This window comes from Streptomyces asoensis, from assembly GCF_013085465.1.
Lineage (GTDB): Bacteria > Actinomycetota > Actinomycetes > Streptomycetales > Streptomycetaceae > Streptomyces > Streptomyces cacaoi_A.
The window spans coordinates 6,301,636-6,323,310 of record NZ_CP049838.1; the positions used below are offsets into that span (position 1 = coordinate 6,301,636).

General features: G+C 71.0%; 14 protein-coding genes. 6 read left to right on the forward strand and 8 right to left on the reverse strand.

The window, feature by feature from the left end; all coding sequences use genetic code 11:
* Window positions 1–43 precede the first annotated feature (43 nt).
* Window positions 44–3,244, reverse strand: coding sequence for a tetratricopeptide repeat protein (locus tag G9272_RS28355; RefSeq protein ID WP_171399142.1), 3,201 nt, complete (start codon window positions 3,242–3,244; stop codon window positions 44–46).
* Window positions 3,245–3,401: 157 nt separating this feature from the next.
* On the opposite strand from G9272_RS28355, the gene G9272_RS28360 reads away from it, so the two are divergent.
* The 5 genes from G9272_RS28360 (at window position 3,402) to G9272_RS28380 (ending at window position 12,266) form a co-directional block, all read left to right on the forward strand.
* Window positions 3,402–5,447: a thioredoxin domain-containing protein gene (locus G9272_RS28360; RefSeq protein WP_171399143.1), complete on the forward strand. Its 2,046-nt coding sequence runs from the start codon at window positions 3,402–3,404 to the stop codon at window positions 5,445–5,447.
* Between the two features lie 213 nt (window positions 5,448–5,660).
* Window positions 5,661–7,001, forward strand: a complete 1,341-nt coding sequence (locus G9272_RS28365) for a glycosyltransferase (protein ID WP_171399144.1) — start codon at window positions 5,661–5,663, stop codon at window positions 6,999–7,001.
* On the forward strand, window positions 6,998–8,647 hold the full coding sequence (locus tag G9272_RS28370; RefSeq protein ID WP_171399145.1) for a phospholipid carrier-dependent glycosyltransferase: 1,650 nt from the start codon (window positions 6,998–7,000) through the stop codon (window positions 8,645–8,647). Before G9272_RS28365 ends, G9272_RS28370 begins: the two co-directional genes overlap by 4 nt.
* Window positions 8,644–9,834, forward strand: coding sequence for a glycosyltransferase (locus G9272_RS28375; protein WP_171399146.1), 1,191 nt, complete (start codon window positions 8,644–8,646; stop codon window positions 9,832–9,834). The genes G9272_RS28370 and G9272_RS28375 overlap by 4 nt, the downstream gene beginning before the upstream one ends.
* Before the next feature lie 23 nt (window positions 9,835–9,857).
* Window positions 9,858–12,266, forward strand: coding sequence for a galactose oxidase-like domain-containing protein (locus G9272_RS28380; RefSeq protein ID WP_253268249.1), 2,409 nt, complete (start codon window positions 9,858–9,860; stop codon window positions 12,264–12,266).
* On the opposite strand, the gene G9272_RS28385 is transcribed toward G9272_RS28380, so the two are convergent.
* The 4 genes from G9272_RS28385 to trhA all read right to left on the reverse strand — a co-directional run bounded on the left by G9272_RS28385 (window position 12,263) and on the right by trhA (window position 16,068).
* Entirely contained in the window at window positions 12,263–12,988 is a 726-nt protein-coding gene (locus G9272_RS28385) for a Mut7-C RNAse domain-containing protein (RefSeq protein ID WP_171399148.1), read from the reverse strand. The two genes, G9272_RS28380 and G9272_RS28385, sit on opposite strands and share 4 nt — an antisense overlap.
* 33 nt (window positions 12,989–13,021) lie before the next feature.
* Entirely contained in the window at window positions 13,022–13,651 is a 630-nt protein-coding gene (locus G9272_RS28390; RefSeq protein WP_171399149.1) for a TetR/AcrR family transcriptional regulator, read from the reverse strand.
* 4 nt (window positions 13,652–13,655) lie between these two features.
* Window positions 13,656–15,242, reverse strand: coding sequence for a DHA2 family efflux MFS transporter permease subunit (locus tag G9272_RS28395; RefSeq protein ID WP_171399150.1), 1,587 nt, complete (start codon window positions 15,240–15,242; stop codon window positions 13,656–13,658).
* A gap of 112 nt (window positions 15,243–15,354) precedes the next feature.
* Window positions 15,355–16,068, reverse strand: coding sequence for a PAQR family membrane homeostasis protein TrhA (gene trhA / locus G9272_RS28400; RefSeq protein WP_171399151.1), 714 nt, complete (start codon window positions 16,066–16,068; stop codon window positions 15,355–15,357).
* 315 nt (window positions 16,069–16,383) lie between these two features.
* Here trhA and G9272_RS28405 point away from each other — a divergent pair, with 315 nt between their 5' ends.
* Window positions 16,384–18,207 (forward strand): phosphoenolpyruvate carboxykinase (GTP), encoded by a 1,824-nt coding sequence (locus tag G9272_RS28405; RefSeq protein ID WP_171399152.1) that lies wholly within the window; start codon window positions 16,384–16,386, stop codon window positions 18,205–18,207.
* A 166-nt stretch (window positions 18,208–18,373) separates the two neighbouring features.
* Here the strand turns inward: G9272_RS28405 and G9272_RS28410 are convergent, their stop codons facing one another.
* The 3 genes from G9272_RS28410 to G9272_RS28420 are packed head-to-tail and all read right to left on the reverse strand — an operon-like array spanning window position 18,374 to window position 21,667.
* Window positions 18,374–18,976 (reverse strand): hypothetical protein, encoded by a 603-nt coding sequence (locus tag G9272_RS28410; RefSeq protein WP_171399153.1) that lies wholly within the window; start codon window positions 18,974–18,976, stop codon window positions 18,374–18,376.
* Window positions 18,963–20,498, reverse strand: a complete 1,536-nt coding sequence (locus G9272_RS28415) for a substrate-binding and vWA domain-containing protein (protein WP_171399154.1) — start codon at window positions 20,496–20,498, stop codon at window positions 18,963–18,965. The genes G9272_RS28410 and G9272_RS28415 overlap by 14 nt, the downstream gene beginning before the upstream one ends.
* Window positions 20,495–21,667 (reverse strand): toxic anion resistance protein, encoded by a 1,173-nt coding sequence (locus G9272_RS28420; protein WP_171399155.1) that lies wholly within the window; start codon window positions 21,665–21,667, stop codon window positions 20,495–20,497. Before G9272_RS28420 ends, G9272_RS28415 begins: the two co-directional genes overlap by 4 nt.
* Window positions 21,668–21,675: the final 8 nt, after the last annotated feature.

Genomic DNA, 21,675 nt, shown 5'->3' on the forward strand with positions numbered 1-21,675 from the left:
GGGCCAACCACCCCACCCCGGCGCCCGCCCCGGCGTGCGTCGCCTACTCGTCGCCCACTGCCACCCCCATGACCTCCCGCCCGTGCCTGCCGGGTACCAGGCCCAGGCGCCAGGCCTGCCAGCCCGACTCCAGGCGGATGCCTCGTTCCAGCAGCAGGCCGTAGGCCTCCAGGCACTCGTTCAGTCCGGTGTCGCGCAGTGGGTGGTGGGTGCGGACCAGCTGGGCCAGTTCCTCCTGGGCCACCGCCGTGCCGACCTCGACCCCGCCCGGGGCCGCGTACGGCAGCAGGGTGCAGCGCAGGAAGCGTGCCCAGTCCTCGCCGCGCCGGTCGCCGTACGACGCGAACAGGCCGGCCGCCTCGTCGCACAGGGCCAGCGCCGCCTGCGTACGGGCGTTCCCCGCGTCGACGATCGCGAGCTCCAGGCAGGTCCAGGCCTCGCCGTGGGCGACGCCGATCCGCTGGAAGTCGGCGCGCGCGTCGACCAGGAGCTGCCGGGCGAAGCCCGAGTTGCGCAGCGAACCGGTCTGGGCGGCGCGCTGGTCGCGGGTCACCCGGGCCGAGTGGTGACGGGCACAGGCCAGGCCGTAGACGTCACGCATGCGGGAGAAGAGGGAGCGGGAGCGTTCCAGCTCGCGGACGGCGTGGTCCAGGTCGCCCGTCTCCTCCAGGGCCAGGCCCAGGTAGTAGATCGTCCAGGCCTCACCCCGCGCGTCCTCGTTGTCCCGGTGCCGCGCCGCCGCCCGGCGCAGGTCCTCCGCCGCCGGGCCCGGGTCCCCGGCGATGAGCCGGGCGCGGGCCAGCTGGGTGAGGGCCCAGGCCTCCCCGCGGGCGTCGCGGGTGCGGCCGTACAGATCGAGGGCCTCGCGCAGATCGGCCTCGGCCCGCGGGACGTCGCCGCGACGCAGGTTGAGCTGGCCCAGCTGGAAGTGCGCCCATGCCTCGCCGTGCACGGAGCCGCCCTCGCGGTGCAGGACAAGCGAGCGGGTGAGCAGGTCGAGTGCCTCGGCGAGGTGCGCCCTGTCCCGTTCCACCGCCGCCAGCGCGTGCATCGTCCAGGCCCGGTCGGTGGCCAGCTCGGGCGCGGCCTGGAGGTCCATCGCCTCCCGCAGCTTCGCCGCCGCCTCCGTCAGCTGGCCCTGGTGGTGCAGGGTGATGCCCAGCGAGCACAGGGCGCGTGCCGCGCCGGAGTCGTGGTGGGCCTGGAGATAGAGGTCGACGACCGAGCTGAGCGTCGTACGGGCCTTGTCCAGCTCGCCCAGTTGACGGGCCGCGATACCCGTACGCCACTGCACGGACCGCACCAGCAGGTCCTGGCCGACCGACTGCGCCAGCTCGCTGATCTCGCCGAGCCGGTAGAGGTCGCCGCGCAGCAGGCAGTAGTCGCACAGCGCGCCCAGCAGGCTCAGTACGGCGTTCTGGTCCACGCCCTCCGCGTGCCGCAGCGTCGCCGTGATGAAGCTCGACTCGTCGTCCAGCCAGCGCAGCGCCTCGTCCAGGGAGGTGAAGCCGTGCGGGGTGAAGCGGTCCGAGCGGGTCGACATGTTGCCGTCGACCAGCCGCAGCACGGAGTCGGCGAGCTCGGCGTAGCTGACGATCAGGCGTTCCTGGGCCGCCGAGCGCTCGGTCTGCTCCTCCTCGTCGAGGAGCCGGGCCAGGGCGAAGGCGCGGACCAGGTCGTGCAGGCGGTAGCGGTCGCCGCGGACGTGGTCGACCAGGCCGGCGTCGGCGAGGGCCGTGAGATGGCGGGTCGCCTCCGCACGGTCCGTGGCGAGGAGCGCGGCCGCCGCGGCCGTCCCGAGCGAGGCCCGTCCGGCCAGGGCCAGCCGGCGCAGCAGTCTGCGGGTCACGTCCGGCTGGTCGGTGTAGCGCAGCCACAGGGCGCGCTCGACCGGCTCCACCGGGCCGTACACCCCCAGGTCCGCCGCCAGCGCGCGCGGTGAGCGCGGGCCCAGCGAGGAGCCCACGACGCGCAGCGCCAGCGGCAGCCCGCCGCACAACTCCCGTATGAGGTCGGCGGATTCGGCGTCGTAGGGGCCCGAGGCGTCCTGGGCGGCCGCGCCCAGCAGTTCCTCCGCGCCCGCCGCGTCCAGGGGCCGTACCGCCAGCTCGTGCACCCACGCGGACAGTTCGGCCGGGAGCCCCAGCGGGGTCCGGGCGGTGACCAGGACCAGGCTGTCGGAACGTTCCGGCACGAGTGCGAGGACCTGTTCGGGGTCCGAGGCGTCGTCCAGGATCACCGTGACCGGCAGGCCGGTCAGATGCTGCTGATACAGCTCGGTGAGCCGTTTGACCTGCTGGTCCGCGGAGGAGCGCTCACGGAAGAGGAGCTGCTCGCGGGGTGCGCCGAGCCGGTTCAGCAGGTGCAGCAGGGCGTCCCGGGTGGGCAGCGGCGCCTCCTCCGCGCTGGCGCCGCGCAGGTCCACCACGCAGGCGCCGCGGAACTGGTCGCGCAGATCGTGCGCGGCCCGCACCGCGAGGGCGGTGCGGCCGCTGCCGGGGGGTCCGTGCAGCACGACGACCGTCGGCCGGGTCTGGGTGCTGGCGCGCGCCGTCTGTACCCACTGCCGGAGTTGCCCGAGTTCCGTCCGGCGCCCGGCGAACGGGCCCGCCGGTTCCGGGAGTTGGGCGAACGACTGGGCCAGCACGGTCCGTCCGCGTGCCGCCGCGCTCTTGTCGGCGCCGCGCAGCTGCGGTCCCGGCGCCTTCTTCGGGCCGGTCGTCGCGCTCAGCATCCGCTGCTGATCCAGGAACGGCCGGATGCCCCGCACCTCCAGTGCGGTGAGCCATTGCAGCCGCAGCTGCTCGGCGCCGCCGGGCTGCCCCGCCTCGCCGGCCCGGTGATGCGCGGCCGGCAGATGGGAGCCCGCCACCTTCACGACGGTCGCCGCGGCGCCGACGACCCCGACGGCCACCCCGGCGCCGAGCGCCGTGCCCGGCCCGGTGCCCAGCGCGAGATCGGCGACCGCCGTCGTGACGGCGGCAACACCCGCCACCAGCAGGGGAGTCCGCCCGCCCTCACGCGCGTACCGCTGTCCGAAACTGACCTGCCGGGCTTCCGTCTCCTCCAGGGCGCGCGCGTACGCCTCGTACTCCTCGGCGGCCGTCTGCGCCATGGTGTCCAGCGCGCCGCGCGCCCGCGTCATCAGCACCTGCCGGTCGCTGCGCCCGCCGGACCGCCGTACTTCCTCCTCCACGGCCCGCGCCAACAACCGCTCGGCTTCCGCCCTATGGCCGTCCCGCATGTCCCGTCCCCCTCCGGAGGTCACAGCTTTCCTTGGTCAAGTGTGCGGCGGGCGGCTCCGCGACGCGAGGGGGCGAAGGGCCTCGGGTCGCCGGAGCGGTGACCGGCCGGGGGCGCCTGACGTCTGACGGGCGGGGTACTGCGGCAGGATGGACCCCATGCCGAACCGACTGGCCCATGAGACGTCCCCGTACCTCCTCCAGCACGCCGACAACCCCGTCGACTGGTGGCCCTGGTCGGCGGAGGCCTTCGAGGAGGCGCGCAGGCGGGGCGTGCCGGTGCTGCTGAGTGTCGGATATTCGAGCTGCCACTGGTGCCATGTGATGGCGCACGAGTCGTTCGAGGACCAGGAGACCGCCGACCACCTCAACGAGCACTTCGTCAGCGTGAAGGTCGACCGGGAAGAGCGTCCCGACGTGGACGCCGTCTACATGGAGGCCGTGCAGGCGGCCACCGGCCAGGGCGGCTGGCCCATGACCGTGTTCCTGACGCCCGACGCCGAGCCCTTCTACTTCGGGACGTACTTCCCGCCCGCGCCCCGGCAGGGCATGCCCTCTTTCCGGCAGGTGCTGGAGGGGGTGCGGCAGGCCTGGACCGAGCGGCGGGACGAGGTGGCGGAGGTCGCCGGGAAGATCGTCCGGGATCTGGCGGGGCGGGAGATCTCCTACGGGGACGGCATGGCCCCCCAAGAGCAGGAGCTGTCGCAGGCGCTGCTGGGGCTGACCCGGGAGTACGACCCGCAGCGGGGCGGGTTCGCCGGCGCGCCGAAGTTCCCGCCGTCGATGGTGATCGAGTTCCTGCTGCGCCACCACGCGCGGACCGGCGCCGAGGGCGCCCTCCAGATGGCCCGGGACACCTGCGAACGGATGGCCAGGGGCGGGATCTACGACCAGCTCGGCGGCGGGTTCGCCCGGTACTCCGTCGACCGTGACTGGATCGTGCCGCACTTCGAGAAGATGCTGTACGACAACGCCCTGCTGTGCCGGGTCTACGCCCACCTCTGGCGGGCCACCGGCTCGGAGCTGGCCCGGCGGGTCGCCCTCGACACGGCCGACTTCATGGTGCGCGAACTCCGCACCGAGCAGGGCGGGTTCGCCTCCGCGCTCGACGCCGACAGCGACGACGGGAGCGGGAAGCACGTCGAGGGCGTGTACTACGTCTGGACGCCCGAGCAGCTCACCGAGGTGCTCGGGCCGCAGGACGCCGAGCTCGCCGCCCGCTACTTCGGCGTCACCGAAGAGGGCACCTTCGAGCACGGCTCCTCCGTCCTCCAACTCCCGCAGCAGGACGAGGTCTTCGACGCCGAGAGGATCGCCGGCATCAAGGAGCGGCTGCTGCGCGAGCGCGGCGGACGGCCCGCCCCGGGCCGGGACGACAAGGTCGTCGCCGCCTGGAACGGGCTCGCCATCGCCGCGCTCGCCGAGACCGGCGCCTACTTCGACCGGCCGGATCTCGTCGAGGCCGCGGTCGGGGCCGCCGATCTCCTCGTCCGGCTGCATCTCGACGAGCAGGCCCGCATCGCCCGTACCAGCAAGGACGGACAGGCCGGGGCCAACGCGGGGGTCCTCGAGGACTACGCCGACGTGGCCGAGGGGTTCCTTGCCCTCGCCTCCGTCACCGGGGAGGGCGTCTGGCTGGAGTTCGCCGGATTCCTGCTCGATCACGTCCTCGTCCGGTTCGTCGACCCCGAGTCGGGTGCGCTGTACGACACCGCGGCCGACGCCGAGCGGCTCATCCGGCGTCCGCAGGATCCGACCGACAACGCGGTGCCCTCCGGCTGGACCGCCGCCGCCGGCGCGCTGCTGAGCTACGCCGCCCATACCGGTTCGGAGCCCCACCGCACCGCCGCGGAGCGGGCGTTGGGCGTCGTGAAGGCGCTCGGGCCGCGGGTGCCCCGGTTCATCGGATGGGGGCTCGCCGCCGCCGAGGCGCTGCTCGACGGGCCGCGCGAGGTCGCCGTGGTCGTGCCCGGCACGGCTGACCCGGCCTCAGCGGCGTTGCACCGTACGGCACTTCTGGGCACCGCCCCGGGGGCCGTCGTCGCGTTCGGTACCACGGGGAGTGACGAGTTCCCGTTGCTCGCCGACCGGCCGCTGAGCAACGGTGAACCGACGGCGTACGTCTGCCGTAACTTCACGTGTGACGCGCCGACCACCGACCCGGAGCGACTGCGCACGGCGTTGACCACCGTGGTGAGCGGCTGAGACACCAAGAATCAACATCAAAACACCGTCGATCCGCAGGGAAAAGCTGAGCACCTGTTCGGATAAGTCGGGTTACGAGCGACAGAGTTCCGAAACAATCTATTTATCGGAAGAGTTCCCGGACTTCACAGAGTCCCCCTAGTCTCTCCACAGTGACGCGACGGATGTGACACGCCGTCGCGACAGGGGGCTCTGGGATCTGGGGGGATCTGCTTGCTCACGTCTGTCTTCATCGCTGCCGTCTCACTGGCCTTGTTCTGGATGGCGGCGTTCACCCTGTGGTGGCAGATGCACGCGTGGCGTACGCCCGAAGTGCTTGCTTCCACCCGGTTCAGCAGTCCGGACGGCGACGAACACGTCTCCTTCTCGCTGCTGCTTCCGGCACGGCACGAACAAGCCGTGCTGGACCACACCATCCAGCGGCTGCTGGAGTCCAGCCACACCGACTTCGAGATCATCGTCATCGTGGGTCACGACGACCCCGAGACCACGGCGGTGGCCGAGAGTGCCGCCGAACGCGACCCGCGCGTCCGTGTCGTCGTCGACACCCACGAGAAGAAGAACAAGCCGAAGGCCATGAACACGGCGCTGCCGCACTGCCGCGGCGATGTCGTCGGAGTCTTCGACGCCGAGGACCAGGTCCATCCCGAGCTGCTCGCCCATGTCGACCACGCCTTCCGCACCACGGGGGCCGACGTCGTGCAGGGCGGGGTGCAGCTCATCAACTTCCACTCCAGCTGGTACAGCCTGCGCAACTGCCTGGAGTACTTCTTCTGGTTCCGCTCCCGGCTCCATCTGCATGCGCAGAAAGGATTCATCCCGCTGGGTGGCAACACCGTCTTCGTGCGGACGCACACCCTCAGGGAAGCCGGCGGCTGGGACCCCGACTGCCTGGCCGAGGACTGCGATCTCGGTGTCCGCCTCTCCAGCGTCGGCAAGAAGGTCGTCGTCGCCTACGACTCCGACATGGTGACCCGGGAGGAGACCCCGGGCTCGCTCATGTCCCTGCTCAAGCAGCGCACCCGCTGGAACCAGGGCTTCCTCCAGGTCTACCGGAAGAAGGACTGGAAGCAACTCCCCGGGTTCGGGCAGCGGTTGCTGGCCCGCTACACCCTCATGACGCCCTTCCTTCAGGCGTTCTCCGGGGTGATCATCCCGCTCAACGTGGCGATCGCGCTCTTCCTCGACGTGCCCGTCGGGATCGCCTTCGTCACCTTCCTGCCGGCCGTGACGGCACTCGTCACCTTCGTCTTCGAGCTCGTCGGCCTGCACGACTTCGGCAAGCAGTACGGCCTGCGCGTCCGCCTCGTCCACTACCTCAAACTCGTCGTGGGCGGCCCCTTCTACCAGGTCCTCCTCGCGGGAGCCGCGATGCGCGCCGTCTGGCGTGAACAACGCGGCCGCAACGACTGGGAGTTGACCTCACATGTCGGCGCGCATCTGACCGCGGCCACCCCTGGACCCGCGAGCGGACCTGCGACCGGGCCCGCTTCCGATCCCGTGGCCGGACCCGCTTCCGATCCCGCAGCGATCCGAGAGGACGTTCCTGCGTGACCTCCACCCTTCCCGCGGTGACCACCGGCACGGTCCCCGCGCAGCGCCGGCCTGTGCCTGATCCACGTTCGACCGGCCGAACGGCCTTGCCGAAGCGGCTGCGCCGGTCCCGTCCCGACCTGATCCTGTGCGGCGCGCTCCTGGTGGCGATCCTCGTCGTGCAGGGCTGGAACATCGCCGACTACCCGACCCTCAGCGACGACGAGGGCACCTACCTCGCCCAGGCCTGGGCCGTCCAGGAGGGCAAGGGCCTCGCCCACTACACCTACTGGTACGACCACCCGCCCCTCGGCTGGATCCAGCTCGCCCTGCTGACCTGGATCCCCAAGCTGATCAGCCCCGACTCGATGACCGTCGGCGCGATGCGGGCCACGATGCTCGTCATCAGCGCGGCCGGCGCCGTCCTCGTCTACGTCCTCGGGCGGCGGCTGTCGCTGCCCCGATGGGCGGCCGGGCTCGGCATGGTCCTGTTCGGGCTCTCCCCGCTCTCGGTCGTCCTCCAGCGGGAGATCTTCCTCGACAACCTGGCGGTGATGTGGACCCTGCTCGCGTTCACCCTGGCCGCCTCGCCGAGCCGCCACCTCTGGCACCACTTCGGGGCGGGCATCGCCGCCGCGACGGCCGTGCTCACCAAGGAGACGATGCTCTTCGTCCTCCCGGCGGTCTTCGTCACCATGTGGCGGCACAGCCACCGCGACACCCGTAAGTTCGCCCTCACCGGCGCGGTCACCGCCTGTGTGCTGATCGGTCTCGCGTATCCCCTCTTCGCCCTGCTCAAGGGCGAGTTGCTGCCGGGCAGCGGCCATGTCTCCCTCTGGGACGGCATCGCCTACCAGATGACCAGACCGGGGTCGGGCTTCATCCTCGACCAGGGCTCGGGGTCCTACGGCGTGCTCCGGTCGTGGCTCTACTACGACCGCGTGCTGATCCTCGGCGGCCTCGCGGGCGCGCTGCTGCTCCTGCTCACCTGGCGCTGGTCGGTCACCGCCCGCGCCCTCGCCGGACCGTCGCTTGCGGTGGCGATCCTCGCGGTGGTCGCGATGCGGCCCAGCGGCTACCTGCCCGCGATGTACGTCATCCAGGCGCTGCCGTTCCTCGCGCTCGTCCTCGCCGGCGGCACGGCGAGCGTCGCCCACGCCGTCCTGCGCAGACGACGTGGACCGGACGAGGCGCGGTGGCGGACCGGCGGCCGCTACGCCCTCGCGGCCGTCCTGGCCCTGGCGGCGGGGGCGTACGTCGTCCCGCGCTGGTACGACGGCGACCGCACCGCCGTCACCGCCGACGCCAACGCCCCCTACCGGGCCGCCTCCGCATGGCTGGCCACGGAGGTCGAGAACCCGGCCGACACCCGTGTCCTGGTCGACGACGCGCTCTGGCTGGACCTGGTGCACGCCGGCTACCGGCCGGGACTCGGGGCCATCTGGTTCTACAAGGCCGACCTCGACCCGGCCGTCACCAAGACCCTGCCGAACGGCTGGCGGGACATCGACTACGTCGTCGCCTCGCCGACCGTCCGGCGGGACGCGAGCGACCTGCCGCAGGTCGGGGCGGCCCTCGAACACTCGACGCCGGTGGCCACCTTCGGCTCCGGTGAGGACCGGATCGAGATCCGGCGGATCCAGACCGACTCCGGAGGCGTCCGATGAGCCACGACTACACCGAGTACAGCGCCCCCGTCCCCGATCTGAGCGCCGCCGAACTCGCCGAGCCCGGCGCGGTCACCATCGTCGTGCCGACCTTCAACGAGTCGGCGAACATCCGTCAGCTGCTGCACCGGATCACCGAGTCGGTGCCGTCCCGGCTGCCCTGCGAGGTCGTCTTCGTGGACGACTCCACCGACGACACCCCCGAGGTCATCCGGGACGCGGCACGCGACTGCCCGTTCCCGGTGACCGTGCTGCACCGGGAGGAACCGGTCGGCGGACTCGGGGGCGCGGTCGTCGAGGGGATGAAGACGGCCGGGTCGGACTGGATCGTCGTCATGGACGGCGATTGCCAGCATCCCCCGTCCCTGGTACCGGAGTTGGTGGCCACCGGGGAGCGGTCGAACGCCGGGCTCGTCGTCGCCTCCCGGTACATCAAGGGCGGCAGCCGCGCCGGGCTCGCGGGCAACTACCGGGTGGCCGTCTCCCGCGGGGCCACCTGGCTCACGAAGTCCCTGTTCCCGCGCAGACTGCACGGCATCAGCGACCCGATGAGCGGGTTCTTCGCGATCCGGCGCAGCGCGGTCACCGCCGACGTCCTCAAGCCGCTCGGCTACAAGATCCTCCTCGAACTCGCCGTCCGCAGCCGCCCGCGCGCGGTCAGCGAGGTCCCGTTCGTCTTCGAGGAGCGGTTCGCCGGCGAGTCCAAGTCGAGCGCGCGGGAGGGCTTCCGCTTCCTGCGCCACCTGGTCGGACTGCGCACCGCGTCGCCGGTCGCCCGCATGGTCGGCTTCGGGCTGATCGGGGCGACCGGGTTCCTGCCCAACCTGCTGGGGCTGTGGGCCCTCACCGTCGCCGGACTGCACTACGTGCCGGCCGAGATCCTCGCCAACCAGCTCGGCGTCGCCTGGAACTTCGTCCTCATCGAGCATCTGCTGTTCCGCGACCGCCGGGCCCATCGCCGCTGGTGGGACCGGGCCGGCCGGTTCGCGCTGCTCGCCAACGCCGACCTGGTGCTGCGCATCCCGCTGATCGCGCTGTTCGTGCACCGGTTCGGGATGGGCGCGCTGTCCGCGACCGCGCTGGCGCTGGTGACGACGTTCGTCGTGCGCTTCGCCGGTACCGAAGCGCTGGTCTACCTCCCCCGCAGGAGGCCGCGGGAGAGCCGCACCGCAAGGAGAGCCGTGTGAACAGACGCCGCAGACGGATCGCGATGCTGGCGGTGACGGGCCTCACCGGAGGCCTGTTGCTGGCAGGCCCGCAGCCCGCGTCCGCCGCCAACCTCATCAAGAACGCCGGCTTCGAGACGGCGGGTACGGACGGCATGCCGTACTGCTGGGAGAAGTCGGGGTGGGGCGACAACGACTTCGCCTTCGCGCACACCTCGGACGCGCACACCGGCGCCAAGGCCATGAAGGTGACGCTGACCCGCCGGGTCGACGGCGACCGCAAGGCGCTGATCACCGAGTCGGCGGAGTGCGCGCCCGCGGTGGCGCCGGGCAAGCAGTACGACCTGTCGCTCTGGTACAAGTCGACGACCCCCGACACCTCCGTCACCCTCTTCCGGCACGACACGACGGCGGGCTGGCAGTACTGGACGGACCTCAAGACGCTGGACATGGCGTCCGCCTACACCGAGGCCACCGTCCGCACCCCCGCGGTGCCGGCCGGCACCGACCGCATCACCTGGGGTGTCTCCGTCTACGGGACCGGCTCGGTGACCACCGACGACTACACGATGGAGCAGGTGCCGGACGTCCTCCCGCCCGCGACCTGCACCGGCACCGCCGACAGTTGCGCCAACGGCAGATGGGACGTGCTGCCCACCCAGAACCCGGTCCGCTCCATGCACTCCGTCGTCCTCAACAACGGCAAGGTGCTGCTGATCGCCGGCTCCGGCAACAGCGAGGAGCAGTTCAACGCGGGCACGTTCACGTCGGCGGTGTACGACCCGGCGAACGGCAGCTACAAGGTCGTCCCCACGCCGAAGGACATGTTCTGCTCCGGGCACGTGCAGCTCCAGGACGGGCGCGTCCTCGTGATGAGCGGCAACAAGGCCTACCCGGTGGTCGGCGGGCACGGCTACGAGGGCTTCAAGGACTCGTACATCTTCGATCCCGTCACCGAGACGTACAGCAGGACCAACGACATGAACGACGGCCACTGGTACCCGTCGGCCACGGTCATGGGCAACGGTGACGTGCTGTCCTTCGGCGGGCTGCGCGAGGACTCGACCGGATCGGTGACGGCCGAGCTGTTCTCGCAGGCCGAACAGCAGTGGCAGCCGCTGTGGAAGGTCAACCAGACCTGGTCGTACTGGGGTCTGTACCCGTCGATGATCCTGATGCAGGACGGCCGCCTCTTCTACTCGGGCAGCCATGTCTTCGGCAACAACATCCCGGGCACGGGCTCGGCGATCTACGACTACGACGCCAACACGGTCACCCAGATCCCCGGCCTTCAGAACAAGGACCAGCGCGACCAGTCGGCGAGCGTCCTGCTGCCCCCGGCGCAGGACCAGCGGGTCCTCACCCTCGGCGGCGGCAACATCGACTCCAACCCGGACGGCAACCGGCTCACCGACATCATCGACCTGAAGGCCGCGAACCCGTCGTACGTCGCCGGACCGCCGCTCCCGCAGGGCACCGTCGACCTCGGCAACGGGCCGGTCGCCGAGACCGGCAACCAGGGGAAGATGTACGTCTCCGCGGTGCTGCTCCCCGACGGCAAGGTGCTGGAGACGGGCGGCGCGCTGCACAACCGGGCCGACCCGGTCTTCGAGTCGTCGCTCTACGACCCCGGCACGAACACCTTCGATCCCGTCGCCGCCGACCCGCAGGCCCGCGGCTACCACTCGTCCTCGTTCCTGCTGCCCGACGGCCGGGTGATGTCGACCGGCGACAACCCGGGCAACGGCACCTGGAACCACAACGTGTCGATCTACACCCCGCCCTATCTGCTCAAGGGCACCCGGCCGGCGATCACGTCGGTCATCGACACGGAGTGGACGTACGGCGACACCCAGCGCATCACGGTGGACCGGCCCATCGCCAAGGCGGAGCTGATCCGCCCGGCGGCGGTGACCCACTCCTCCGACCCGAACCAGCGCTTCGTGGACCTCCCGCTGTCGGTAGACGGCAACAACGTCGACCTCAACGTGACGAGCAACCCGAACCTGGCGCCGCCCGGCTGGTACATGCTCTTCGCGGTGGACGCGAACGGGGTGCCGTCGGTGGCGAAGTGGGTGCACCTCCAGGGCCCGGCCGGACTGAGCGCGGACTCCGCGTCGACGTTCTCGGTGTCCTCGGGCACCGAGGCCGCACCGCACGTGCACTCCTTCGCCGACGACCTGACCGGCAAGGTCACCGGCCCCGGCAGGAAGAGGACCTCGCAAGCGGTCGGCCCGACCGTCTCCGGCTGCGACCGGCACTACGGCTCGATCAACGTGTGCGTGCCGACGGCGTTCCCGGCGACGGTGAAGAAGACGACGGCCGCCCGCTGCTCCTGGCTCAAGGCCAACGACTACGGCCGACTGAAGGTCAACGGCAAGGACGACCCACTGGGGCTCGACCCCGACCGGGACGGCCTCGCCTGCGGAAAGGGTGATCTGCGCAAGGGCTAGCCGGCGAACTCCGCCAGGGCGCGCTCCACGATGGCCACCAGCTGCTCGTGGTGCGCGCCCTTCCAGTACGCGCGCCCGCAGGACAGGCACTGCGCGAACACGTCGTACGACTGCCGCGTGCCGTGGCGCAGCTGGTCGGCGACCTCCTCCTTGGTGGCCTTGCGCAGCAGGCCGTTGCAGGCGGTGCACCGCGTCCAGGGAAGCAGTTCGGGCGCGAACCGGTCGAGGACGTCGCGGAGCTGCTCCTCGGGGTCGGTGCTGTAGACGTACGCGCCCGCCCACAGCTCGCGCCGCCGCAGCAGGCCCCGGTCCCGGCTGAGCATGACGCGCTGTTCGGCCGCCGAGCGGGCGGCGAGCGCCGGGTCGCCGATGTCGGTCGACTCGTACGCCGTGTCCACGCCGAGCAGACGCATCCGGCGGGCCAGGGTGCCGAGGTGGACGTCGAGCAGGAAGCGCAGCGGCGCTCCCGGGATCCGCTGGGGGCGGGCCACCGGGCGGACGGTCACCGACTCGCCGGCGGCCGGGATGTGCGAGACCGGTACCGCACGGCCGTCGACGAGCAGGGTGCCGACCTCCGTGAGGGGCACCCCGAGCGACTCGACGACATGGCCGAGGGTGGAGACGCCGTCGACGCCGAGCGCGGTGGCTCCAGCGCGCCGCGCCTGCGGGACGAACAGGGCAAGCTCCGGGGCGACTTCGACGCGGATCTCGAATGCGTTCACCTGGTCAGGATGGCACGGGGGAGGGGCGGGGGCTCAGCGGTTTTCCATGCTCAGGCCGTTTTCCAGGACGTCCAGGGTGCGGTCGAGGAGGGCGGCGAAGTCGTCCTCGTGGTCGCGCTCGCCCCAGTACAGGGCCGTCTCCATCAGGCCGCCGAGCAGGGACATCGTGTAGACGCGGACCTCCAGGCTGTCGGGGTCGCGGCCGGAGCGCTCGCCGATCGCGACGCAGAGCATGCGGCCGAGGACCGACATGCTCTCCATCATCCGCGAGCGCACCGCCGGGACCTGGACCATCAGCTGGGTGCGCAGCCGGGCCGCTTCCGGGTCCTCGTCGAAGCCCATGCGGGCACCTTCCCGCATCACGTACCGCATGGTGTCCGCCACCGCCTCGCGGGCGGGCCGGGAGCGCAGCAGCGCCAGCAGGATCGGGTCCTGCTCATCGGTGAGGACGATGTCCTCCTTGGTCGGGAAGTAGCGGAAAACGGTCGACGGCGACACCTCGGCGCGCTCGGCGATCTGGTCGATCGTCGTGGCGTCGTACCCCTGTTCCTTGACCAGTGCGTAGGTGGCGGTGCGGATCGCCTCGCGGGTCTTGATCTTCTTGCGCTCCCGGAGACCCGGCTGGGGGTGGTCGGCGGGAGAACTGATGCGTGCGGCCGTCATGCGCTCATTGTCGGGCATCGGCCGTGGGGGCGACGAAGTCGGGACCGGCCTCCTCGGCTGCGGACTCCACGACGTCGATCTCCTCGACCTGTGCGGTTCCCGGCAGGAACGCGGCCGCCAGCAGCGCGGAGGCCAGGGCGGCGATGCCGCACACCAGCAGCACCAGGCTCATGCCGTGGACGTAGGCGGAGTTCGCGGAGGCGGCGAGATCGGTCAGGTTCGCCTTCTCGGCGATCACATGGGCCGCGACCACCGAGTCCCCGGCGGTGTCGGCGGCCCCGGCGGGCAGACCGGTGACGTCGAGGCGGTCGCGGAAGGTGCTCGCGAGCAGGCTGCCGAGCAGGGCGATGCCGATGGCGGCGCCGACCTGGCGCAGGGTCATCAGCAGGCCGGAGCCGCTGCCGGCGCGGTCGGTGGGCAGGGTGCCCAGGGCGCCGGCCATCGCGGGCACGATCGAGAAGCCGAAGCCGAACCCGACGATCGACAGCCAGAGCGCGGTGAAGCCGTACCCGGAGTCGACCGTCGTCCGGCTGCCCAGCAGCATGGCGAAGGCCAGCACCACCAGGCCCGCGCTCACCACCGCCCGCGCCCCGAACCGGACCACGACGGGCTGCGCGGCCCGCGAGGCGACGATCAGACCGCCCATCATCGGCAGCAGCCGCACACCGGTGCCGAGGGCGTCGTTGCCGAGGACGGCCTGGAGGTACTGCGGCAGGACGAACAGCAGGCCGGACAGCACGAACATGAGGAGGGTCGCCGCGAGCGTGTTGAACAGGAACCCGCGGTGGGCCAGCAGCCCCATGTCGAGCATGGGCCGCACGACCCGGCGCTCGCGCAGTACCAGCGCGGTGATCAGTACGACGGCCGTGGCGTCCATCGCGAGGACCAGCGGGTCGCCCCAGCCCCGGGTGGGCGCCTCGATGATCGCGTAGATGAGCGCGCCGAGCCCGGCCGCGGTGAGCGCGGTGGAGACGGTGTCGACCTTGGGGGAGGCCGGGTCGCGGGTCTCGGGCAGCAGGAAGACGCAGGCGGCGATGCCGATCGCGGCCATCGGGATGTTGATCAGGAAGACCGAGCCCCACCAGAAGTGGTTGAGCAGCCAGCCGCCGATGATCGGCCCGAGCGGCAGGCCCAGCGTCGAGCCCGCCGAGACGATGCCGACGGCCTTGGTGCGCTCTTCGGGCGCGAACAGCGAGGGCAGCACCGACAACGCGAGCGGCGTGACCAGCGCGGCCCCGACGCCCATCACGGCGCGGGCGGCGATCACCGCGTTCACGTCCCCGGCCAGGGTGCCGACCAGTGAGCCGAGAAGGAAGATCCCCAGCCCGGTGATCAGCATGTTCCGCCGGCCGAAGCGGTCGCCCAACAGGCCGGCCGGGAGCATCAGGGCCGCGAAGACGACGACGTACGCGTCCGCCATCCACTGCTGCTGCCCGGTGCCGGCACCGAGCTGCTCCGCCATCGTCGGGAGCGCCACATTGAGGATCGTCATGTCGAAGCCGAGGGTGAGCATGCTCGCGACCAGGGCCCCCAGGGCCCACCAGCGGCGTGGGTCGGGCCCCACCGCAGCAGAGTCAGTGACAGTAGCCATGAAATGAGAGTAGCTCTCAAAAGATGGTGTGTGTCAATCGCTGTAGCCTCCCGGCGCACGAAAAGGGGCCACGGCTGGGAAGCCGTGGCCCGAAGAAGGCGGAAAAGTGACGTTATCCGTGCTGGTATGCCACCAGGGAGATGCCGACGTAGTGCACGACGAACGCGGCGAGGGTCAGCGAGTGGAAGACCTCGTGGAAGCCGAACCAGCGCGGTGACGGGTTGGGGCGCTTGATGCCGTAGATGACGCCGCCGGCGCTGTAGAGGAGCCCGCCGACGATCACCAGGACCATGACGGCGATGCCGCCCGCCCGCATGAAGTCCGGCAGGAAGAAGACGGCAGCCCAGCCCATCGCGATGTAGCAGGGGGTGTAGAGCCAGCGCGGGGCGCCGACCCAGAAGACCCGGAAGGCGATGCCGGCGACCGCCGCGGCCCAGATGCTCCACAGCAGCCACTGCCCCTTCGACTCCGGCAGGAGCAGCAGGGTGAGCGGTGTGTAGGTGCCCGCGATGATCAGGAAGATGTTCGCGTGGTCGAGCCTGCGCAGGATGCCGTCCATGCGCGCGTTCCATTCGCCCCGGTGGTAGAGCGCGCTCACGCCGAACAGCAGGCACGCGGTGAGGGCGTAGATGCCGCAGGCGATGCGGCCGCGGGTGGAGTCGGCGAGGGCGGTGAGCACGAGGCCCGAGATGAGGGCGGCCGGAAACATGCCGAGATGCAGCCAGCCGCGGAGCTTGGGCTTGACCGGATGCGGCAGGGAGAGCGCTACGGGACCACGGCCGGCGGCCGGCGTGTCCGTTGGAGCGTCGGGGACGGGCGCAGTCATGCGCCGAATCGTACCTACGGAACCGTAGGTTGCGGATCAGGCCGGCGCGCCGAAGGGCGAAGAGTGGCCATCATCTCACGGGGGTCAAGTCAAAAGGCTGTCGGCTGAACGCCATGTGGACGCAAAACATCGCCTCTACACGTGGCCATCCTCACTCCGCTCACCTGTGAGGCCCTCTGGACATATGGGCGGTAGCATCGGATGATCAAATGAGTGCGGTCGACACCGGATGAGCGCCAAGGTCACCATCCGAAGCATCCGGGTCGCAGCCCCCACGGGGCCTCCAAACAAAAAATCCCTCATTTAGGAGCAATCGTGGCGCGCGACATCGCGGCTCCCCCCGTCATCCCCACCGACCACCAGGAACTCGTCTCCTGGGTGAACGAGATCGCCGAACTGACGCAGCCGGACAACGTGGTCTGGTGTGACGGATCCGAGGCCGAGTACGAGCGACTGTGCGACGAGCTCGTCGAGAAGGGCACCTTCAAGAGGCTCGACCCGGTTCAGCGCCCGAACTCCTACTACGCAGCCTCCGACCCCACCGACGTCGCCCGCGTCGAGGACCGCACCTTCATCTGTTCCGAGCAGGAGAAGGACGCCGGCCCGACCAACCACTGGAAGGCGCCCGCCGAGATGCGGGAGATCTTCTCGGGGGAGAACGGGCTGTTCCGCGGCTCCATGCGCGGCCGCACGATGTACGTCGTCCCCTTCTGCATGGGCCCGCTGGGCTCCGACCTCTCCGCGATAGGCGTCGAGATCACCGACTCCGCCTACGTCGCCGTGTCCATGCGCACCATGACCCGCATGGGACAGCCGGTGCTGGACGAACTCGGCACCGACGGCTTCTTCGTACGTGCCGTGCACACGCTCGGAGCACCGCTGGCCGAGGGCGAGGCGGACGTCCCGTGGCCCTGCAACCAGACCAAGTACATCTCGCACTTCCCCGAGAGCCGCGAGATCTGGTCCTACGGCTCCGGCTACGGCGGCAACGCCCTGCTCGGCAAGAAGTGCTACGCCCTGCGCATCGCGTCCGTCATGGCCCGCGACGAGGGCTGGCTCGCCGAGCACATGCTGATCCTCAAACTGACCCCGCCGCAGGGCGAGTCCAAGTACGTCGCCGCCGCTTTCCCGAGCGCCTGCGGCAAGACCAACCTCGCCATGCTGGAACCCACCGTCTCCGGCTGGACCGTCGAGACCATCGGCGACGACATCGCCTGGATGCGGTTCGGCGAGGACGGCCGCCTGTACGCCATCAACCCCGAGGCCGGCTTCTTCGGCGTGGCGCCCGGCACCGGTGAGCACACCAACGCCAACGCGATGAAGACGCTCTGGGGCAACTCGGTCTTCACCAACGTCGCCCTCACCGACGACAACGACATCTGGTGGGAGGGCATGACGGAGGAGACTCCCGCCCACCTCACCGACTGGAAGGGCAACGACTGGACGCCGGACTCCGGCGTCCCCGCCGCCCACCCCAACGCCCGCTTCACCGTCCCCGCCGCGCAGTGCCCGATCATCGCGCCCGAGTGGGAGGACCCCAGGGGCGTGCCGATCTCGGCGATCCTCTTCGGCGGCCGGCGCGCCTCCGCGGTCCCGCTGGTGACGGAGTCCTTCGACTGGAACCACGGCGTCTTCCTCGGCGCCAACGTGGCCTCCGAGAAGACCGCCGCCGCCGAGGGCAAGGTCGGCGAGCTGCGCCGCGACCCCTTCGCCATGCTGCCGTTCTGCGGCTACAACATGGGCGACTACATGGGCCACTGGGTCGACGTCGCCAAGGGCAAGGACCAGGCGAAGCTCCCGAAGATCTACTACGTCAACTGGTTCCGCAAGAACGAGGCGGGCAAGTTCGTCTGGCCCGGCTTCGGCGAGAACAGCCGCGTGCTGAAGTGGATCGTGGAGCGCCTCGACGGCAAGGCCGAGGGCGTCGAGACCCCGATCGGCATCCTGCCGACCAAGGACGCCCTCGACACCAAGGGCCTCGAACTGGCCGACTCCGACCTGGAGTTCCTCCTCACCGTGGACAAGGAGGTCTGGCGCGAGGAGGCCGCCCTGGTCCCCGAGCACCTCAACACCTTCGGCGACCACACCCCGAAGGAACTGTGGGACGAGTACCGCGCGCTGGTGCAGCGCCTGGGCTGAGGCCCACCCCGAAAGACTCCGCGGCCGGCACGGGATTGCCCTGACCAGTGATCGTCACGGCCGGCCGCGGTGCGATGCGGCGAGCCGCGTACAACGGCGTACGCGGCCATGGGCCTGTCGTCGTCTCCCCGTCCGCCCCGACGAGGAGACGGCGGCAGGCCTTCGCCTACTGGCCCCGGTCCTCCAGATACCGCGTGTGCGTCTCCTGCCGCCGCGCCTCGGTCTCCCGCAGCCCCGCCGCCAGCCGCTCCGCCTCGTCCTGGAGAAGGGACAGCTGGCGTTCCAGGTGCCGTTCCGGTGGTTCCTGTCCGGGGGTCATCCGCGTCCACCAGCGCGTCCGTACGAAGCTGTCGACGGCCTCGGGCAGATCCTGCCGCACGGTCCGGGAGAGCGTGTGGACGCCCTCCGGGTCCTGCGCGAGGACCTCGGCGACCCAGCCGGGATCCAGCAGCGCGGCCAGCAGGCCGGTGAGTTCGGTGAGGCGTCCGGCGGCGGCCGGGGGCAGCTCGATCTCCGCGAGATACCCGCCGAGCCGCTCGAAGTCGTCGCGCAACGCGTCCAGCTGGGCCGACGGGTCCGGGAAGGCGGGCAGCGGCGGCCGCTCCGGCGGGGCGATCAGCGCGCCCGCGCCGTAAAGACCGACCACCACGACGGGCCAGTACGCGCCCGCCGCCCCCGTGAAGGTCAGCACCAGTCCGGCCAGTCCGGCCGCGCTGCCCGCGATGTTCTTGCGGGACTCCAGGTACCCGACGAACCTACTGGTAGCCACGGATCTCCTCGAAGGCGCCGTCCAGCGAGCCCTGCTGCGCGTCGAAGAGCCGGCCGCCGGTCAGCTCGGCGATGTGCTCCAGTTCCGAGCGGTCGGAGTCGCCGAAGAGAACGGTGAAGACGGGGATCTGCTTTCCGGCCGGGGTGAGGTCGTCCCGGTAGAAGGCGTCGAAGTCGTCGGCGTCGTCGCCCTTGGTGTTCTCGCCGTCCGTCATCAGCACGATGGAGGTGAAGGCGTCCCGGTCGGTGCCCAGGTGATCGTAGGCCTTCTCCAGCGAGGTGTAGATCGCGGTCTCGCCGTCGGCCGTGAGCTCCTCGGTGTCCTCGCGGATCGCGGCCAGTCCGGTCTGCGGGTCGGCAGGGCTGACGACATGCGTGGCGACGCTCTTCACGTCCGACCCGAACGGCATCAGCGTCACCTCCTCGCGGTCGCGGAAGTCACCGGTGAGGTCGGCGAGGGCGTCCTTCAGACGGCTCAGCCGATCGCCCTCCATCGAGCCGGAGGTGTCGAGGACGTACACGGTCCGCGACGGGCGCCGCAGCTCGTTCTCGTAGGCGTCGAGCAGCCCGTCGGCGACGGAGCGGCTGCCCGGGAAGGGCAGTTCGCGCCGGCGGGTGGTGTCCAGGCCGGCCGCGGGCGGTACGGAGGCGACGACCGGGCGGCGGTGCGTCCGGGTGGTGATGAGCCGCTGGACGGCCTCCGTGCGCAGGGCGTCGGTGACCCGCTTGACGTTCGCGCGGGTCGTCGCGTCGGTCGCGGCGAGGGAAGAGAGCGGGTAGTCGGCGGTGACGACACCGTCCGTGGGGCGGATCACGGTCAGCCCCGGGATGCCCTTCAGCACGGACTCGTAGTTGAGCAGCGCGTCGACGTCACCGCGCCGGGTGTACGCGCTCGCCAGCCAGCCCGACGATCCCGAGGTCAACCGCTGCCCCTCGAAGAACTCCTTCAGCCTCGGGGTCGCCTTGGTCACGTCCGCGTCGGTGAGCGCCGACTGGGCTCCCGAGAGCGCCGAGGCGACCGAGATCAGCGTGGCGAAGCCGGAGTTGGAGCGGGCCGGGTCGGTCATGCCGTAGGTGAGTTTCCCGTCCTGGACCGCCTGCTCGATCTGCGTCCAGGTGACCTCGTCGGCCTGCCAGCCGAGGGTGGCGAGCGTGCCGGCCCGCACGCCGAGGGCCACCGGGCTCGACATGATCGGCGTCTCCGAGACGACCTTCTTCGCCGCGTCGGGGCGCAGCCGCAGATAGTCGTCGGAGGACAGCCACAGGGCGTCGTACTTCCCGTCGGTGCCGCCCTTCGCGAGCAGGTTCACGGCGTCCAGGGTGCCCATGTAGGTCGGCCGGACCTTGACGCCGGTGTCCTTGCGGACCTGCTCGAGCACCGGTGCCATGTCGCTCAGCTCGCTGGAGGCGAGGATCCGCAGGGTGCCCGGCTCGGGCGCGTCGGGGTCCTTGGCGTCGCTCTGTGCCGAGCAGGCGGTCAGCAGGAGGGCGAGAGCCGTCCACGCGAGGAGGGAACGTCTCATGCGAGCCCGCCTTCCAGGGCGCCCCGCGAGCGGCTGCGGTCGAGATAGGTGCTCGCCTGCTGGAGTTCGGCCGTCAGGTTCTCCACGGTCACCGCCATCGCCTCGGTCGCCTGGACCTTGTAGGTGTCGATGGCGTCGAGGGTGCGGTAGATCTGCTGGAAGGCGGAGCGCAGGGTCTCGGCGCCGACCGCCGGGTCGGCGGCGATGCGCTGGATCTCCCCGCTCTGGGTCGCCAGCATCTCCGCGTTGCCCCGGATGAGGTCCTCGGTGGTGCCGCGCAGCGCGTTGACCTGGTCGATGACCTTCTTCTGGTGGTCCAGCGCGGAGGCCAGCATCACGGAGATGCGCAGGGCCGAGACCGTGGTCGTGGCGGCTCGGTCGACGCCCTTGATCAGCTCGTCGTTGTTGCGGCGTACGACGTCCATGGCGAGGTAGCCCTGCGCGCAGACCGCGAGCTGGGTGAGCAGGTCCTGGTGCTTCTGCCGGACCGGGAAGAGTACGTCGGCGCGCAGACTGTCGGCCCGCTCGGGGTCGGTGGCCTCGGCGCCGGCGATCCGCTGCCCGACCGCCGTGTCGAGGGCGTCGGTCAGGACCACGTACTCCTGGAGCTTGCCCATCGTCTCCCAGAGCCGGACCCGCTCGGTCTGAAGCGCGGCGTTGTCGCGCCGCAGTTCGTCCTGGCCGCCGCGCAGCGAGCCCACGATCCGGTTGAGCGTCCCCTGCGCGGAGGCGTACTTGGCGACGTGGTCGCGCAGCTTGTTCCCGCCGGGCAGCCGGGACAGGAACTTGCGCCCCTTGGAGGCCGGCAGATCACGCGGGTCCAGATCCTCGACCACCCGCCGGAGTTCGACGAGCGAGCCCGCGACCTGCGACTGGGCGTCCCCGCCCTTGTCCGGCAGGCTCCTGATGGTCCGCTCCAGCATGCGGTTGGACTGCGCGGCGGCCGTGCGCATCTCACCGGCGCCCAGCGCGGTGATCTCGCCGACCTTGCCGGCGAACTCGGGCGAGCGGGCGTCGAGCGCGGCGAGCCCCTCGACGTACGCGGCGGCCTTGGTCGCCATGTCCGTACGGACGGAGTCGTCGACGGGCACGAGCCCGCCGGCCTTCTCGCGCGGCACGGCGGCGACGGCCTCGGGCGGCGTGAGGGTGAAGGTGTTGTCGTCGGTCATGTGCCGTT